Below are 16,143 nucleotides of genomic sequence, written 5' to 3'. Positions count from 1 at the left end.
CACCGGCAAGATCGTCCTGACGCCCTGAGCGACACCAGCGGGGTCCGCGCCTCACGTGACGCCGGGCGGCGGCTCGGAAACGCGGACCGCTTGCGCCTGGCCCTCAGTCCGCGATCGGCAGGTACACCCGGTTACCCGCCGCCGCGAACTCCCTCGACTTCTGGGCCATGCCCTCCTCGATCTCCTCCTGGCTGCCGCCGTGTTGACGGCGGATGTCCTGGGAGATCTTCATGGAGCAGAACTTCGGCCCGCACATCGAGCAGAAGTGGGCCGTCTTGGCCGGCTCCGCCGGAAGGGTCTCGTCGTGGAACTCCCGCGCCGTGTCCGGGTCCAGAGCGAGGTTGAACTGGTCCTCCCACCGGAACTCGAAGCGGGCGTCGGACAGTGCGTCGTCCCACTCCTGGGCGCCCGGGTGCCCCTTGGCGAGGTCGGCCGCGTGCGCGGCGATCTTGTAAGTGATGACGCCGGCCTTGACGTCGTCACGGTTGGGCAGGCCCAGGTGCTCCTTGGGCGTGACGTAGCAGAGCATCGCCGTGCCCCACCAGGCGATCATCGCGGCGCCGATGCCGGAGGTGATGTGGTCGTACGCCGGCGCGATGTCCGTGGTCAGCGGGCCGAGCGTATAGAACGGAGCTTCATCGCAGATCTCCTGCTGAAGGTCGATGTTCTCCTTGATCTTGTGCATCGGGACGTGTCCCGGGCCCTCGATCATCGTCTGTACGTTGAAACGCCTGGCGATCCGGTTGAGTTCCCCGAGCGTCCTCAACTCCGCGAATTGCGCCTCGTCGTTGGCGTCCGCGATCGAACCGGGCCGCAGGCCGTCACCCAGCGAGTACGTGACGTCGTAGGCGGCGAGGATCTCGCAGAGCTCCTCGAAGTTCTCGTACAGGAACGACTCCTTGTGGTGCGCCAGGCACCACGCGGCCATGATCGAACCGCCACGCGAGACGATTCCCGTCTTGCGGTTGGCGGTGAGCGGCACGAACGGCAGCCGGACGCCCGCGTGGACGGTCATGTAGTCCACGCCCTGCTCGGCCTGCTCGATGACCGTGTCCTTGTAGATCTCCCAGGTCAGTTCCTCGGCCTTGCCGTCGACCTTCTCCAGGGCCTGGTAGAGCGGCACCGTCCCGATGGGGACAGGGGAGTTGCGCAGCACCCACTCGCGGGTGGTGTGGATGTTGCGGCCGGTGGAGAGGTCCATGACCGTGTCGGCACCCCAGCGGGTCGCCCAGGTCATCTTCTCCACCTCCTCCTCGATGGAGGAGGTCACCGCCGAGTTGCCGATGTTGGCGTTGACCTTCACCAGGAACCGCTTGCCGATGATCATCGGCTCGATCTCCGGGTGGTTGACGTTGGCCGGCAGCACCGCCCGGCCCGCCGCGATCTCCTCGCGGACGACCTCGGGAGACACGTTCTCCCGGATGGCCACGTACTCCATCTCCGGGGTGATCTCGCCCCTGCGGGCGTATGCGAGCTGCGTGACCGCCTCGCCGGCCCGGCCCCGGCGCGGCTGGCGCGGCCGTCCGGGGAAGACCGCGTCCAGGTTGCGCAGCCCGCCGCGCGGCGAGGTGTGCTTGATCCCGTCGTCCTCGGGACGAACGGGGCGGCCCGCGTACTCCTCGGTGTCCCCGCGGGCGATGATCCAGTTCTCCCGCAACGGCGGCAGGCCCCTGCGGACATCGGTGTCGACGAGTGGATCGGTGTACGGGCCCGACGTGTCGTACAGCGTGACCGACTGCCCGTTGGTGAGATGCACCTGACGGACCGGCACACGCAGGTCGGGGCGCGAACCCTCGACGTACGCCTTGTGCCAGCCGATGGACTTCCCGGCCTCCTGGGACATCTCGTCCTCAACGGAGGCAGGCGTGCATGCGTCCTTGTTGGTCATGAGACCTACTCCCTACGCCGGCATTACCCGGTAACAGGTTCGGCGGTCGACGCAGCGGTTTCCGTCTGTCGACATCCGCGCGGAACATCGCTTGTTCCACGTGAAACATCGCGCCTACGGAGGTCAGCGCCCTCTCAGCCCGGTGCTCCGAGCTCCCGCGTGTGCAAAGGTGCCTCCACGCTAGCGTCATGAGTGGCGCGGTGAACAGTGGGCCCCCTGCCGTTGTTGCGATGATCGGGCGGTGACCGGAATGCAACAGTACCCGTATCGGCCTCCCGAGCCGCGCCACCGACCGAGCTCGAGGCAGGGCGATGACGGCCACACCCCCGAGCGGGAGGACAGCCGGGATGACAGCCGCGGTCATGGCCACGGGCAGCCACACGGTCACAGCGGCGGTCACAGCCACAGCCATGGACCCGCCGCGCCCGTCTCCCGGCACCTGCGCAAGGTCATCGCCGCGGTCCTGGTCCCGTTCACCGTGGCGGTCGTCGTCGGACTGGTCGTGCTCTGGCCCGGGGGAGCCCCGTCCCACAAGCGCAGCGGCGTCGGCTTCGACCGGGCGACCCAGCAGGCCACGGTCACCAGGGTCGTCGAGGTGAGCTGCAAGTCGGTGAACGCCTCCGGTGGCACCCCGACCGGCGACACCTCCACCGCCGCGGGCAGCCCGGCGGATCAGGAGCCGAAGGGGAGCTGCAAGAAGGCGACCGTCCGGGTCGACACCGGCAAGGACAGGGGCCGTACGTTCATCGAGATCGTGCAGCCGGACCAGAGCCGACAGCTCAGCCAGGGTGAGAAGGTGGTGGTCGCCTACGAGCCCTCGGCGCCGAAGGACCTGCAGTACTCGGTGACCGACGTGAACCGGAAGTTCCCCATGACGCTGCTCGCGGGAATCTTCGCGCTCGCGGTCGTGGTGGTCGGCAGGCTGCGCGGCGTGATGGCGCTCGTCGCACTGGCCGCCAGCTTCCTGGTGCTGACCCTGTTCATCCTGCCCGCGATCCTCCAGGGTTCGAATCCGCTGCTCGTGGCGGTGGTCGGATCGAGCGCCATCATGCTGCTCGCCCTGTACATGTGCCACGGCCTGTCCGCACGCACCTCGGTGGCGGTGCTCGGCACACTGGTCTCGCTGCTGCTGATCGGCGTCCTCGGCTCGCAGTTCATCGGCTGGGCCGCCCTCACCGGCAACACGGACGACAGCACCGGCCTGATCCACGGCCTGTATCCGTCGATCGACATGAGCGGTCTGCTGCTGGCCGGCGTCATCATCGGCTCGCTCGGCGTTCTGGACGACGTCACCGTGACGCAGACGTCGGCGGTCTGGGAGCTGCACGAGGCCAATCCGACGATGGGCTGGCGCGGGCTGTACCGCGCGGGCATCCGCATCGGCCGCGACCACATCGCCTCCGTGGTCAACACCCTCGTCCTCGCCTACGCCGGTGCCGCGCTGCCGTTGCTGCTGCTGTTCTCGATCGCGCAGAGCGGCGTCGGGACCGTGGCCAACAGCGAGCTGGTGGCCGAGGAGATCGTGCGCACGCTGGTGGGCTCGATCGGTCTGGTCGCCTCGGTGCCGGTCACCACCGCGCTCGCCGCGCTGGTGGTCTCGGCCGACCGCCCCGGCTCGGGCACACCGGTGCCGGCCGCGACGCGGCCGGCACCGGCACGCGGCGGCCGGGGACGACGCCGGAAGCGGTAGGGCCGGCGAGCCGACGGAAAGCGGCAGTGGGCCTGCCTGAGGCCGGCTCAAGCAAGCGGTGAGCCCGCCTGAAACCGACCCGGGGATGCAGCGAGCCCGCCGTGGCCGGTGCGAGACGCGGTGACCGAGTCTCGACGCTCCATGCAGAAGCGTTCCTGCACAATCCCACGCGGCACGGTGGAGCACCCGGCGCCCCGTGCCGTAACGCTTCAGCCGGCGCTCTGCTCCTCGGCCAGGATGCGATCCAATGCCTCTTCCAGATGGGCGTCGAAATCGGCCAGCGCGCCCTCCTGACCGAGCGGCACAAGCTTGTCCGTGCGGTCCAGGAAGGCCACGAGCGGCGGCGCGGAGGAACGGAACAAGGCCTGGTCGCCACCGACCTGAAGCCTGATCAGCACCTCGCCCAGCAACTCGGAGTCGGCGGGAGCGATGTGCACGTCCCCTTCCCCGCACGGCCGGCCGACGCCGTCGATCAGCAGCTCGCGTCCGAACGCCCAGGTCACCGGGGCGTCGCCGGGCAGATGGAAGGTGAGCCGGACGGCATAGGGATCGCAGGTCTCGTAGCGCAACTCCACCGGGATGCGGAAGGAGAGCTCCTCCGACACGAGAAAGCTCATGATGACCTCTGCCTGTACGGACTCGCGCATCGTCTACCCCGTCGTATGGACATCGACTGGCCGGGATTGATCCCTCTAACCGTGGTCAAATCTTGCTGAACGTACACATGAGATCACAAGGAGTAAGTTTTCAGATACTGATAGAGAAGGCGAGCGTTCCCAGATGCCGCCCGATCTCCGTCTGCAGCCGACGCGCCGCGGGCAGCAGCCGGTCCGCCTGGTGGGCGGGCAGCGACATGGCCATCGTGGCCACGGTGGTGCCGACCGTGATCGGGACCGCCGCGCAGACCGTCCCGAGCGCGTACTCCTGGCGCTCCACCACCGGCTCCATGCGCGGCAACCGGGCCAGCCGCCGCAACAGGGCCTCGTTGTCGCGCACCGTGTACGGGGTGATGGGCTGCACGGGGTAGCGCGCGAGATGGTCGCGGCGGGCGTCCTCGTCCAGCTGGGAGAGCAGACACTGCCCGATGGCGTGCGCGTGGCCGGTCTCGCGGAAGTCGGCCCACTCCTCGACCGCCGGCGCCTCGGGGGAGTCGGAGACGCACATGACGTCGATCTCGCCGTCCCGGTACATCGCGTAGTACACCGGCACTCCGATGGAATCGCGCCAGTGCGCAAGCGTGTCCGCCACCGCGCTGCGACGTTTCTGCTGGGCTCCGCTGCTGCCCAGCCGTTCGGCCGCTTCACCGAGGAAGAACAGCCCCTTCTCGCGCCGTAGATAGCCCTCGTGCACCAGGGTGCGCAGCAGGTGGTACGTCGTCGGGAGAGCGAGGCCGGTTTCGCGGGCGAGTTGTTTGGCAGGCGCGCCGTACATATGTGCGGCGACGGACTCCAGCAGGCGCATGGCGCGCTGGACGGATCCGATGAGCGTCGCGGCGGCCGGCTGGCCGGGAGCGTCGACGCAGGGCAGTGGCCCAGAGGCGTCCGTTGGGTGAGGTGCCCCGGGGATACCGCTCGCGTGCGGTGGTCCGGAGACGTCGGTGGGGTGCGGTTGTCCGGGCACCGCGATGGCGGGCGGCCGCTGGGTGGGCGGTGCGTAGGAGCGCGGTGGGATGGAGGGTGCGTGCGGTTCTGCCGGTGCGGTGTCAACCGTGGCCAAGGGTCACTCCCGGAGCGCGAGGGGCAGCCCGTGCGGGGAGAGCACGGAGGGGGTCTGCGCCGCCCGCGGGGCAGACCCCGCGGGAGTTCCGGACTCTAATCGTCTGCCGCCGCACGCAGACGGCCTCACGGGAAACTTCCCTCGCCCGAGGGAAACCGGGTATCGCCTTGCCGGGAACCGGTGATCCCGTTGCCGGTCACCAGTCCCGGGGTCCGTCACCAGTCGCTGCGTGACGAGGAGTTCGACATGAACTTGCGCACGATGTAGATGAGCCCGCCGACCAGGGCGACGAAGACCAACGCCTTGAACAGCAGACCGATCACGAACCCGACCACCGTCGCTATCAGGCCGCCGAACACGACCAGGGCGATGACCGGCACCGCGACCCACTTCACCCACCACGGCAGTCCCGTGAAGATCTCTCGCATCGCCCTCGTCCTTTGCGTTCTCGTCTGAGTGCTCGTACGCGCTTGTCACGTACGGCGTCGATGTCCTGCACTCGATGCTAGGGCCGACGAGGGGTCCCGCGGGGCCTCGCGTCCCTTGTCCTCCCCTGACCCGTCCCCTAGGGAGCCCCGGGGTCCGGGCTCACGCCTCGGGGGGAGAGAAGACGACGAGAACCCTCAGGTCCTCGCTGATGTGGTGGAACTTGTGGGCAACCCCGGCCGGCACGTACACCACGCTGCCGCGCGCCACCTCGGTCGTCTCCAGTCCGACTGTGATGGACGCCCGGCCGCTGACGACGAAGTACACCTCGTCCTGGTTGTGCGGCGTCTGCGGGTCGTGCTCGCCCGCGTTGAGGGCGTACAGGCCGACCGACATGTTCCGCTCCCGCAGGAACTGAAGGTAGGCCCCCTCGTTGGCGGCGCGCTCCGCCTCCAGTTCGTCCAGCCGGAATGCCTTCATCGCCGCTGTCGCCCTCGCCTCTGCTCTGTTCCGATCCGGTCTGCCACGATCAGACACATGAAGAATTTCGTAGTCAAGACGATCGCCAACGCGGGCGCCCTGGCGGTCGCCGTGTGGCTGTTGGACAAGATCACTCTGACGGGTGACAGCACGGCCAAGAAGGCCGGCACGCTGATTGTCGTCGCGCTGATCTTCGGCCTGGTGAACTGGCTGGTCAAGCCGGTCGTGAAGGTGCTCACCTTCCCGCTGTTCATCCTGACCCTGGGCCTGATCACCCTGGTCGTGAACGCGCTGATGCTGCTGTTGACCTCCTGGGTATGCGGCAAGCTCGACCTGAGTTTCCATGTGGAGGGCTTCTGGACGGCCGTCGTCGGCGGCCTGATCGTCTCCATCGTCTCCTGGGCGCTGCACGTCGTCCTGCCCGACGAGGACTGAGCGCGCCATGACCTACCGCGTCTGCTTCGTGTGCACCGGCAACATCTGCCGCTCCCCGATGGCCGAGTCCGTCTTCCGCGCGCGCGTGGCGGAGGCCGGCCTCGAGGACCGGGTGGCGGTCGACAGCGCCGGCACCGGCGGCTGGCACGAGGGCGAGCCCGCCGACCCGCGGGCCATCGCGGTCCTCGAGGAGCATGCCTACGACAGCGATCATGTCGCGCGCCGGTTCCAGCCGTCGTGGTTCTCCCGCCTCGACCTGGTGATCGCCCTCGATTCCGGCCATCTCAAGGCCCTGCGCCGCCTCGTGCCGACCGAGGAGGACGCGCGCAAGGTCCGCCTGCTGCGGTCGTACGATCCCGCCGCCGGTGACGACCTCGACGTGCCGGATCCGTACTACGGACACCGGGACGGCTTCGAGGAGTGCCTCGAGATGGTGGAGGCGGCGAGCGTCGGTCTGCTCGCCGCCGTACGCGAGCAGCTGGAGGGACGGGCCGCATGAGTGACACCCCCGAGGACCAGGGCCGTACCGGCGACGGCACGCGCGCGGTACGCGCCGGACTACCCGAACCGGTCAAGCACGAGCCGACCTTGCCGGGACCGGTGTTCGCGGCGCATTTCCACCTGCCCGGCGAGGCGACGGGCCCGTATCTCTACGGCCGTGACGAGAACCCGACCTGGACGCTGCTGGAGCGGGCCATCGGCGAGCTGGAGGCGCCCGGGCGGGACGACGTCGAAACGCTGGTCTTCGCCTCCGGCATGGCGGCGATCTCCTCCGTGCTGTTCTCCCAGCTGCGCGCCGGGGACGCGGTCGTGCTGCCTTCCGACGGCTACCAGGTGCTGCCACTGGTCCGCGCCCAGTTGGAGGCGTACGACGTCGAGGTGCGCACCGCCCCCACCGGCGGCGATGCCCAGCTGGAGGTTCTCGACGGCGCCCGGCTGTTGTGGATCGAGTCCCCGTCGAACCCGGGGCTCGACGTGTGCGACATCCGGCGGCTGGTGGCGGCGGCCCATGCGCAGGGCGCCCTGGTGGCCGTCGACAACACCCTCGCCACCCCGCTCGGGCAGCGTCCGCTGGGGCTGGGCGCCGACTTCTCCGTGGCCAGCGGCACCAAGCAGCTCACCGGCCACGGTGACGTGCTGCTGGGCTATGTCGTCGGCCGCGACGCCGAGTCGATGGCCGCCGTACGACGCTGGCGCAAGATCGTGGGGGCGATCTCCGGGCCCATGGAGGCCTGGCTCGCGCACCGGTCCATCGCCACGCTCCAGCTGCGCGTCGACCGGCAGAACGCCACCGCCCTCGCTGTCGCCGAGGCGCTGAAGCAGCGGCCCGAGGTGTCCGGCCTGCGCTATCCCGGACTGCCCGACGACCCCGCGCACAAGACCGCCGCGCAGCAGATGCGCCGCTACGGCTGCGTGGTCTCCTTCACGCTGCCCACGCGCGCGCGTGCCGAGCGTTTCCTCGGGGCCCTGCGCCTGGTGGAGGACGCCACCAGCTTCGGCGGGGTGCGTTCCACGGCCGAGCGCCGCCGCCGCTGGGGCGGGGACGCGGTGCCGGAGGGCTTCATCCGCATGTCCGTCGGCGCCGAGGACCCCGAGGACCTGATCGCCGACCTGCTGCGGGCCCTGGACGAGTCGGCCGAGTGAGCCCGTGACCGTCCGCCCGACGGCGCACGACGGTCCGAGCCTCCCCCCTCGTGGCTCGGACCGTCTTCGGTTCCTGCGCGCGAAGAACCGCGCGAACAAGGCTAGTTGACTCTCTGTCAGTGTCCAATCACGCTAGCGACAGAGGCCTATCGACTTATTTATAGTTGGGACCTGCCTGGGCGCCGGAGGAGGGCAGGGATAGGGGGAAGGGAACGCCATGGACCTGGCCTTGCTGCGCACTTTCGTCACTGTGCACCGGGCTGGTTCCTTCACCCGCGCCGCCGCTCTGCTCGGCCTCTCCCAGCCCGCCGTCACCTCGCAGATCCGCACACTGGAACGGCAGCTGGGCAAGCCTCTCTTCCTCCGTCAGGCGCGCGGGGTGACCCCGACGACCATCGGCGACGAACTCGCGCACAAGGCCGCTCCCCATCTCGACGCCCTGGTGGAGATAGCCGAGAGCGGCCTGGACGACGGGTCCACGCTCAGAACACTGCACCTCGCCGGCCCGCCCGAGTTCACCGCAGAACGCGCCCTGCCGGCCCTGACGGAGCTGACCGGCGACGACGGCCAGGGGTTCGCGCTCCGCGCCTCCTTTGGCACGGCGGAGGAAACGCTGGAGGGGCTGGCCTCCGGACATCATGATCTCGCCATCAGCACGGCCCGTCCGCGCGGCGCACTGCTGACCGCGACTCCGCTCTGCGACGAGGAACACGTACTGGTCGCCGCTCCTCGCTGGCTGGAGCGGATCGGTGCGGAGGCGCTGCGCCTGAAGGGAGCGCCCGCGCTGGAGGATCTTCCCGTCGTCGAGGTCCACGAGTCACTGCCCTTCGTCTCCCGCTACTGGGCCTCCGTCTTCGACTCACGTCCAGCCGCCTCGGGGACGGTCATCGTTCCGGATCTACGCGCGGTGCTCGCCTGCGCGATCGCAGGTGCCGGACTCGCGGTACTGCCCCGCTATCTGTGTGCCCCCGCCCTCGACCAGGGCACGATCGCGACGCTGCACGATCCGGCCGTGCCGCCGCTGCGCACCTACTTCCTGGTGATGCGCACCGGCACCCTCGCCATGCCCCACATCGCACGGGCCCATGAGTGGCTTCAGCGGGCGGCCACGACCTGGTGCTGAGGCCCTCCGGCACAGCGTGCACGCATGGCGATCACAAGGTGACTCTTTGCGATGTTTCACGTGGAACCAGCCGGGCCACATTTCTCCCATGACCGTCCGACCCGTGGTCAAGCGCACCGCCCGTGCCGTTCTTCTCGACGGTGACGACCTGATCCTGATCAAGCGCACCAAGCCCGGTGTCGATCCCTACTGGGTCACTCCCGGTGGCGGGGTCGAGCCTGGGGACTCGACCGTCGTGGACGCCCTGCACCGGGAGGTGTCCGAGGAGCTCGGCGCCAAGATCACCGATGTGGTGCCGTGCTTCGTGGACACCGTCGAGCACATCGGCGAGGACGGCGGCGCGACCGGCGTGAAGGTGCAGCACTTCTTCGTCTGCCGGTTGGAGTCCATGGACCCGGCCCTGCGGCACGGCCCCGAAGTGGACGAGCCGTCCGGTGAGTACGAGATCGTCCGCGTCCCGTTCACCCGCGTCGGCATCGCCTCCGTCCACCTGGTCCCGCTGTCGCTGCGCCACTATCTGGACGGCAACATCGAGGGGGTGCGCGCCATGCACGCTCCCGACCTCGGTTAGCGCCCTCAGCTTCCGGCGACGAGCAGTTCCTCCACCGAGTCGTGCCGTATGCGGCTCGACGGAACACCGATGTCCCGGAGCGTGTCGATGCCGCTGCGGATCATGCCGGGCGGGCCCGAGAGATAGGCGTCGTACTCGTTCCAGGGGCCGTAGCCGCGCAGGGCATCGGGGAGCTGGATGTGGGCCTGCTGGTCGATGACCGCCCGGATCGACAGCCAGGGGTGGCTCTGCTGGAGCCGGAGCATGGTGTCGATGTCGTAGAGGTCGTGGTCGGTGCGGGCGCCGTAGAACACCTCGACAGGCCGACGCGCTCCACGCTCGGCGACGTCCTCGACCAGAGCCTTGATAGGCGCTATGCCGGTGCCGCCGCCCAGACAGAGCAGTCCACTGTCGGTCGTATGGTCGACGGTCATGGAGCCGGTCGGCGGGCCGAGGCGTATGACATCTCCGGGCCGGGCGCGGCGGACCAGCGCATTGGAGACCCAGCCGGCCGGTACGGCCTTCACATGGAACGTCAGCAGACCGTCCGAACGGGGCGCGGAAGCGAACGAGTAGTGCCGCCACACCCGTGGCCACCAGGGCGTCTCCACACTCGTGTACTGACCGGCGAGGAAGGGATAGGGCTGGTCAGGGCGGACGGTGAGGATCGCGACGTCGGGGGTTCTGAGGTCGTGGGTGACAATCTCGGCGTGCCACCAGGCCGGAGACCGCAGTTCGTCCGCCGCCGCGGCGTCGATCATGACCTGGGAGATCGTCGTGTACGCCCGCACCCAGGCCGCCTCGGCCTCCGGGCTCCACACGGCGGTGGCATACCTGCTCAACGCGCCGATCAGGCATTCCCCGACGGCCGGATAGTGCTCGGCGCGCGTTCCGTACCTGCGGTGTCCACGGCCCAGGTTCCGCAGGTAGTCGACGAGGACCGAGGTGTTGTCCAGGTGCTCGGCCGCGGTGAGCAGCGCCTTCAGCAGGCGCTCCCGCTGCATGTCCATCGCGGCCGGGAACAGCGCCCGCAGCTCGGGGTGGCGGACGAAGAGCAGTGCGTAGAAGTAGGAGGTGACCTTGTCGGCGATCGGGCCTATCTCGGCCATCGTGCGGCGTATGAGGACGGCGTCCGCAGACCCCTCCTGGACGGCCGGCGCCGGCCGCTGAGCCGGCACGCGCTCCGGGCTGTCCGGCGGCGGAGCCGACGGTGCCGTGCGCGGCGTGAACCAGCCGTCCCCGTCCGGCATGCCGTTCTCCCCCGACGTGGTGGTCGGAGCGTCCATGGTGTGCCCTCGCCTCGAACGTCTTGCGGTCGGTCTGCGCACCTTCTCCCGGAGAAGGTGCATGCTTTCCCCCCGTCGGGCGGCCTGCCGTAGCACCGCGCAGCGTTGCATCCCGATCGGATGCCGCGGTCACATATCCGGAAACGCGGATCTCGCGCTCTCCGTCCCGTTACGCTGCTTGCCCTGCTCTCGGCCCGCACGGGACCTGTGGACTTCATCCCGGACGTGAACCGTAGTCGACCCTACCGGCCGTCGCCGTGCACACAAGTCCCCCCTTCCTTCCTCACGAATCGGGCAAGGGTGCGAACCATGCAGTCCGACAACTACCGGCAGGACGAACCAATTCATAGGCATCCCACAGATCCCGCCCCGTGTAGGAGTGTGTTGCGAGTCCTGCCAGGTGGGCGTCCGCATTGACCGCCACGGAAACCGGTACGACAGCAAACAGGTCCTTGTCCGACAATGAGTCGCCGTACGCCACACAGTCCGCCCGTGCCACGCCGAATTCCTCGCAGAGCCGGTCCGCGACGGTCACCTTGGCCGCGGCACTGAGCACCCCGGACGGATCCACGGGCTCGGTGAACGGAACGGCCGGGAAGCGGGATCCATGCGCCGCGTGAGCGCCCCAGTCAAGAAGGCGTTCCACGAAGAAGGACGGCGAGAGCGACACCACCGCGCAGTATTCGCCCGCGTCTCTGATCTCCGCCCAGACCTCCCGGATGCGGGCCAGCCAGGGAGCCGCCTCGAATGCTGCGCTGACGTGAGCCTCGGTCAGATCGGACCACAGGTCGCACACCTGCGCCGCATACTCCGGCGGACCGATCCGGCCCTCCGTGATCGCCCGGTCCAGCGCCACGGTCTCCGCTTCCAGACCCAGTTGGCGGGAAATCTCCACCGGCGCCGTACTGCCGTGCAGCAATGTGCCGTCAAGATCGAAGAGATGAAGTCTCGCCATGGCCCCCGAGGCTAACCGGCTGCCGAGGTTTCACGTGAAACACGCCCTGCTGTCCGAGGGCTGTGCATGGGGCGCCACGACATGACCAAAAGCACGTGTGTCCGTTTGGAAACGGGTGGACGTCGGGGGTGCCGGTCGGACAGCCTGACCTGCGTGTCGACTCCTTCCCTCGCCGCTCTGCCCATCCGCCGTCTGACGCTGCGCGATCTCACCGCCTGCGCCGACTTGTCCGAGGACCGGGGGTGGCCACGCGAGGAACACAAGTGGGGATTCCTCCTCACCGCCGGAAAGGGCTTCGGTATCGACGACCCTCAGGGGGGACTCGTCGCCGCGTGCGTCGTCACAGAGTACGGCCCGTGGGGGCGCCCGGATCTCGCCGCCATCGGCATGGTTCTGGTGGCCAGACGCCATGCCCGCCAGGGCGTCGGGCGCCGCTTGATGCGCCATGCCGTGTCGACCATGGGGACCACTCCTCTCACCTTGCACGCCACCCCCAACGGCCGTCCCCTGTACGAGGAGCTGGGCTTCAAGGTGACGGGCCGGGCGGAGATGCTGACGGGCCGCTTCACTCCCAGCGGGCCGGAATCCGGAGTGTTCACGCGTGCCGCTGCCGCGGAGGACCTGTCCGTGATCCTGCGTCTCGACGAGGAGGTGTTCGGCGCCGATCGCACTCCGCTGATCACCCGTCTGCCCGCCTTCGCCGACCAGCTGCGGGTGGCCGAGGTGGACGGCCGGATCATCGGCTACGCGGCCGCGTGGCCCAACATGGACACCCATGTCGTCGGTCCCCTGGTGGCCCGGGACATGGAGACGGCCAAGGCTCTGATCAGCTCGCTGGCGGCCCACACGGACCGTCCGCTGCGCACCGACATCGATGTGCGCCACGAGGAACTGCTGACCTGGGCGAAGGCGCGGGGGCTGGCCTCCGTCGCCTTCAACGCCGTGATGACCTACGGCATCACGGATCTCCCGGGGGACTGGACCCGCCGGTTCGCACCGCTGACCGTGGCCGCGGGCTGAGCCGTCGTACGACGAACGCCGGTCCCGCCGCGTCGTGCGGCGAGACCGGCGTTGTCTCTGTGGGGGTCGTGGCTCAGGTGAGCGCCCGCACGGCCGCGGTGGCGAAGCCGTGGTCCTGCTCCGGCGCACCCCCGCCGACGCCGATGGCGCCGATCAGACGGCCGTCCCGGTGGACGGGCACTCCGCCCGCGATGAACAGTAGGGGCCGGTCGAGGGCCGTGGGCAGCGTGTGGAAGAGGCCGCCCGGCTGCACGGTGTCGACCAGGTCGGCGGTGGGGGTGTTGAGCTGGAGTGCCGTGTAGGCCTTACGGGTGCTGGTCTCGCCGGAGATCAGCACGGCCCGGTCGTCCCGGCGGAAGGCGAGCAGGTGGCCGCCCGCGTCCAGGACGGTAACGCTGACGGTGACCCCGGCGTCCTCGGCCGCACGGCGGGCCGTGGCGACGAGCAGGTCGGCGTCCTCGATGGACAGCGGGGCGACGGCGGTGGTGCTCATGGAGACTTTCTCCTCGCGTGTAGCTGAGAGGGGGGTGCTTGCCGTACCGGGGACGAGAGCCCCGGCACGGAGGTCTTGGGGATTCGGGTGCGGCGCCCTGCGGTGTGCGCGACTCAGTGGTGGACCGGCGTCTGCCGGCCGGCGGACTTCCCGGTGGCGACCACGGTGCTTCGCGCGCCGTCGCGGCGCTCCAGCCCCGCCGACAGGACGGCGAGGACGAGGGCGGCCGCGGCGAGGGCGGCGCCGACCCAGTTGGGGGCCGTGTAGCCGAAGCCGGCCGCGATCACGATGCCGCCGAGCCAGGCGGACAGCGCGTTGCCCAGGTTGAAGGCGCCGATGTTCACGGCCGACGCCAGCGTCGGGGCACCGTGCGCCTGGTCGAGCACGCGCTTCTGCAGCGGCGGTACGGTCGCGAAGCCCAGGGCGCCGATCAGGGCGATGGTCACGGCCGCCGCGATCTTGTTGTGCGCGGTGAGCGTGAAGAGCGCCAGGACGAGGGCCAAGGCGCCCAGGGAGACGTACAGCATCGGCATCAGGGCGCGGTCGGCGAACTTGCCGCCGATGAGGTTTCCGCCGACCATCCCGAGGCCGAACAGGACCAGCAGCCAGGTCACGGAGCCGTCGGCGAAGCCCGCGATATGGGTCATCATCGGCGCTATGTAGGTGATGGCAGCGAAGACGCCGCCAAAACCGAGGACGGTCATCGCCATGGCGAGCAGGACCTGGGCGTTCTTGAAGGCGGCCAGCTCGTGCCGCAGGTGCACACCCTCGGGCCTCGGCATCTCGGGCACCAGCTTGGCGATGCCGGCGAGGCCGACGACCCCGAGGGCGGCGACGATGCCGAAGGTGACGCGCCAGCCGACGTGCTGGCCGATGAGCGTGCCCAGCGGGACGCCGACGACATTGGCGACGGTCAGACCGGTGAACATCATGGCGATGGCGCCGGCCTTCTTGTGGGGCGCCACCAGCTCGGCCGCCACGACCGAGCCGATACCGAAGAAGGCACCGTGCGCGAGCGAGGCGACCACGCGTCCCATCAGCATGATCGCGAAGGTGGGGGCGACCGCGGACAGCAGGTTTCCGGCGATGAAGAGGCCCATCAGCAGCATCAGCATGCGCTTGCGCGAGACCTTGGTGCCGAGCACGGTCATCAGCGGGGCACCGATGACCACGCCGAGCGCGTAGCCCGTCACGAGCAGGCCCGCCGTGGGGATGGAGACCCCGAAGGCGCCCGCGACCTCGGGCAGCAAGCCCATGATCACGAACTCTGTCGTTCCGATTCCGAAGGCCCCGATCGCGAGGGCCAGGAGCGCGAGAGGCATGGAGGGTACGCCTTCCAGACGATTGCAGGTGCGCTTTGCGTGTGTCCACAATAATTGCAGACGCGGGATAGATGCAAACGCGCACTATTGCACGCTTGCTCTACCCTTGATGCAGCCGCTCCGGGACGGAGGAGAACGCCAATGACAGCGACGGACCCCGCGCTCACTGCCCTCGCGCAGGGCTGGTGCGCCCTCTCTGCCCTGCATGGAAGGATCGAGGCGCACCTCGAACGCGCCCTGCAGGCGAAGCACGACCTGAGCGTGCGCGAGTACTCACTGCTCGATGTACTGAGCCGCCAGCACGACGGCGAAGGGGGCCATCTGCAGATGAAGCAGGTCGCCGACGCGGTCGTCCTCAGCCAGAGCGCCACCACACGCCTGGTGACCCGGCTGGAAGACCGCGGCCTGCTGGAGCGCTACCTCTGCCCCACCGACCGGCGCGGCATCTACACCAACGTCACCGAGGCGGGCCTGCGACTGCTGGAGGAGGCGCGCCCCACCAATGACGCCGCTCTGCGCGAGGCCCTGGACGAGGCGTCCCGGAACCCTGAACTGGCCCCGCTGGTCCGGGTCGTGGAGTCGCTGAACGTACCGGCATAGGGTGCACGCATGGGAGATCTTGAAATACGGCGTGCGACCGCCGACGACCTTCCGGCGATCGTTGCGATGCTCGCCGACGATCCGCTCGGCGCCCAGCGCGAGTCCCCCGACGACATGACCCCGTACCGGGCCGCGCTGGGACGCCTGGAGACCGACCCGAACCAGCACCTCGTCGTCGCCGTCCGTGAGGGCCGCGTGATCGGGACCCTCCAGCTCACGATCATTCCGGGGCTCTCCCACAGGGGAGCGACCCGTGCGCTCATCGAGGCCGTCCGTATTCACGCGGATGAACGGGGCAGCGGGCTGGGCAGCCTGCTGATCGAGTGGGCCATCGACACCGCCCGTCGGCTGGAGTGCCGGATGGTGCAGCTGACGTCCGACAAGACACGCACCGACGCCCACCGCTTCTACGAACGGCTTGGCTTCAGCGCCACGCACGAGGGCTTCAAACTGCGGCTCTGACAGGGCCGCCGGAGCAGAAACAGCACAGGGGGGTGTGTTTCACGTGAAACACA

The 16,143-nt window shown here is 69.2% G+C and carries 18 protein-coding genes and 1 riboswitch; of the genes, 9 read left to right on the top strand and 9 right to left on the bottom strand.

From position 1 onward, the window contains the following. Positions 1 to 103: 103 nt before the first annotated feature. Entirely contained in the window at positions 104 to 1,888 is a 1,785-nt protein-coding gene (gene thiC / locus AB0M27_RS11445; RefSeq protein ID WP_365720370.1) for a phosphomethylpyrimidine synthase ThiC, read from the bottom strand. Beyond that, positions 1,881 to 2,057: riboswitch (TPP riboswitch) on the bottom strand. (Overlaps the previous gene by 8 nt.) Before the next feature lie 72 nt (positions 2,058 to 2,129). Between thiC and AB0M27_RS11440 the strand changes: the two genes are divergently transcribed. After that, the gene (locus AB0M27_RS11440) at positions 2,130 to 3,578 is read left to right on the top strand and encodes a YibE/F family protein (RefSeq protein WP_365720368.1); all 1,449 of its coding nucleotides are present in this window, start codon (positions 2,130 to 2,132) and stop codon (positions 3,576 to 3,578) included. A 209-nt stretch (positions 3,579 to 3,787) separates the two neighbouring features. Here the strand turns inward: AB0M27_RS11440 and AB0M27_RS11435 are convergent, their stop codons facing one another. The 4 genes from AB0M27_RS11435 to AB0M27_RS11420 form a co-directional block, all read right to left on the bottom strand. Next, entirely contained in the window at positions 3,788 to 4,225 is a 438-nt protein-coding gene (locus AB0M27_RS11435) for an SsgA family sporulation/cell division regulator (RefSeq protein ID WP_351802823.1), read from the bottom strand. 100 nt (positions 4,226 to 4,325) lie between these two features. After that, the gene (locus AB0M27_RS11430; protein ID WP_365720617.1) at positions 4,326 to 5,105 is read right to left on the bottom strand and encodes an IclR family transcriptional regulator C-terminal domain-containing protein; all 780 of its coding nucleotides are present in this window, start codon (positions 5,103 to 5,105) and stop codon (positions 4,326 to 4,328) included. 404 nt (positions 5,106 to 5,509) lie between these two features. Next, positions 5,510 to 5,722 (bottom strand): DUF5326 family protein, encoded by a 213-nt coding sequence (locus tag AB0M27_RS11425; RefSeq protein WP_365720366.1) that lies wholly within the window; start codon positions 5,720 to 5,722, stop codon positions 5,510 to 5,512. Positions 5,723 to 5,882: 160 nt separating this feature from the next. After that, entirely contained in the window at positions 5,883 to 6,200 is a 318-nt protein-coding gene (locus AB0M27_RS11420; protein WP_351802829.1) for a cupin domain-containing protein, read from the bottom strand. A gap of 57 nt (positions 6,201 to 6,257) precedes the next feature. On the opposite strand from AB0M27_RS11420, the gene AB0M27_RS11415 reads away from it, so the two are divergent. From AB0M27_RS11415 to AB0M27_RS11395, 5 genes are all read left to right on the top strand, one after another. Then, positions 6,258 to 6,635 (top strand): phage holin family protein, encoded by a 378-nt coding sequence (locus AB0M27_RS11415; protein ID WP_365720364.1) that lies wholly within the window; start codon positions 6,258 to 6,260, stop codon positions 6,633 to 6,635. Between the two features lie 7 nt (positions 6,636 to 6,642). Next, positions 6,643 to 7,134 carry a low molecular weight protein-tyrosine-phosphatase gene (locus AB0M27_RS11410; protein ID WP_365720362.1) on the top strand — a complete coding sequence of 164 codons (492 nt, stop codon included), beginning with the start codon at positions 6,643 to 6,645 and terminating at the stop codon, positions 7,132 to 7,134. Further along, complete coding sequence (locus tag AB0M27_RS11405; RefSeq protein ID WP_365720360.1) at positions 7,131 to 8,279, top strand: cystathionine gamma-lyase; 1,149 nt, start codon at positions 7,131 to 7,133, stop codon at positions 8,277 to 8,279. The genes AB0M27_RS11410 and AB0M27_RS11405 overlap by 4 nt, the downstream gene beginning before the upstream one ends. A 217-nt stretch (positions 8,280 to 8,496) precedes the next feature. Further along, the gene (locus AB0M27_RS11400; protein WP_365720358.1) at positions 8,497 to 9,402 is read left to right on the top strand and encodes a LysR family transcriptional regulator; all 906 of its coding nucleotides are present in this window, start codon (positions 8,497 to 8,499) and stop codon (positions 9,400 to 9,402) included. A gap of 88 nt (positions 9,403 to 9,490) precedes the next feature. After that, the gene (locus AB0M27_RS11395; RefSeq protein WP_365720356.1) at positions 9,491 to 9,973 is read left to right on the top strand and encodes an NUDIX hydrolase; all 483 of its coding nucleotides are present in this window, start codon (positions 9,491 to 9,493) and stop codon (positions 9,971 to 9,973) included. Between the two features lie 5 nt (positions 9,974 to 9,978). On the opposite strand, the gene AB0M27_RS11390 is transcribed toward AB0M27_RS11395, so the two are convergent. Together AB0M27_RS11390 and AB0M27_RS11385 are read right to left on the bottom strand one after the other, a co-directional pair. Beyond that, a complete protein-coding gene (locus AB0M27_RS11390; protein ID WP_365720354.1) occupies positions 9,979 to 11,238 on the bottom strand; it encodes a globin domain-containing protein in 1,260 nt (419 codons plus the stop codon). Positions 11,239 to 11,521: 283 nt separating this feature from the next. Then, positions 11,522 to 12,193: an HAD-IB family phosphatase gene (locus AB0M27_RS11385; RefSeq protein ID WP_365720352.1), complete on the bottom strand. Its 672-nt coding sequence runs from the start codon at positions 12,191 to 12,193 to the stop codon at positions 11,522 to 11,524. Between the two features lie 153 nt (positions 12,194 to 12,346). On the opposite strand from AB0M27_RS11385, the gene AB0M27_RS11380 reads away from it, so the two are divergent. Further along, positions 12,347 to 13,213, top strand: a complete 867-nt coding sequence (locus tag AB0M27_RS11380) for a GNAT family N-acetyltransferase (RefSeq protein ID WP_365720350.1) — start codon at positions 12,347 to 12,349, stop codon at positions 13,211 to 13,213. Between the two features lie 73 nt (positions 13,214 to 13,286). On the opposite strand, the gene AB0M27_RS11375 is transcribed toward AB0M27_RS11380, so the two are convergent. Next, the gene (locus AB0M27_RS11375) at positions 13,287 to 13,706 is read right to left on the bottom strand and encodes a heme-binding protein (protein WP_365720348.1); all 420 of its coding nucleotides are present in this window, start codon (positions 13,704 to 13,706) and stop codon (positions 13,287 to 13,289) included. A gap of 113 nt (positions 13,707 to 13,819) precedes the next feature. Continuing rightward, positions 13,820 to 15,028 carry an MFS transporter gene (locus AB0M27_RS11370; protein WP_365720346.1) on the bottom strand — a complete coding sequence of 403 codons (1,209 nt, stop codon included), beginning with the start codon at positions 15,026 to 15,028 and terminating at the stop codon, positions 13,820 to 13,822. Between the two features lie 141 nt (positions 15,029 to 15,169). Between AB0M27_RS11370 and AB0M27_RS11365 the strand changes: the two genes are divergently transcribed. Both AB0M27_RS11365 and AB0M27_RS11360 read left to right on the top strand, forming a co-directional pair. Next, positions 15,170 to 15,628 carry a MarR family transcriptional regulator gene (locus AB0M27_RS11365; RefSeq protein WP_365720344.1) on the top strand — a complete coding sequence of 153 codons (459 nt, stop codon included), beginning with the start codon at positions 15,170 to 15,172 and terminating at the stop codon, positions 15,626 to 15,628. A gap of 9 nt (positions 15,629 to 15,637) precedes the next feature. Continuing rightward, entirely contained in the window at positions 15,638 to 16,090 is a 453-nt protein-coding gene (locus AB0M27_RS11360; RefSeq protein WP_365720342.1) for a GNAT family N-acetyltransferase, read from the top strand. The last annotated feature ends 53 nt before the right edge of the window (positions 16,091 to 16,143 follow it).

It is taken from the genome of Streptomyces sp. NPDC052107 (genome assembly GCF_040680215.1).
Lineage (GTDB): Bacteria > Actinomycetota > Actinomycetes > Streptomycetales > Streptomycetaceae > Streptomyces.
The sequence above is the reverse complement of the archived record's forward strand: the minus strand, read 5'-3'. Positions and strand labels throughout refer to the sequence as shown.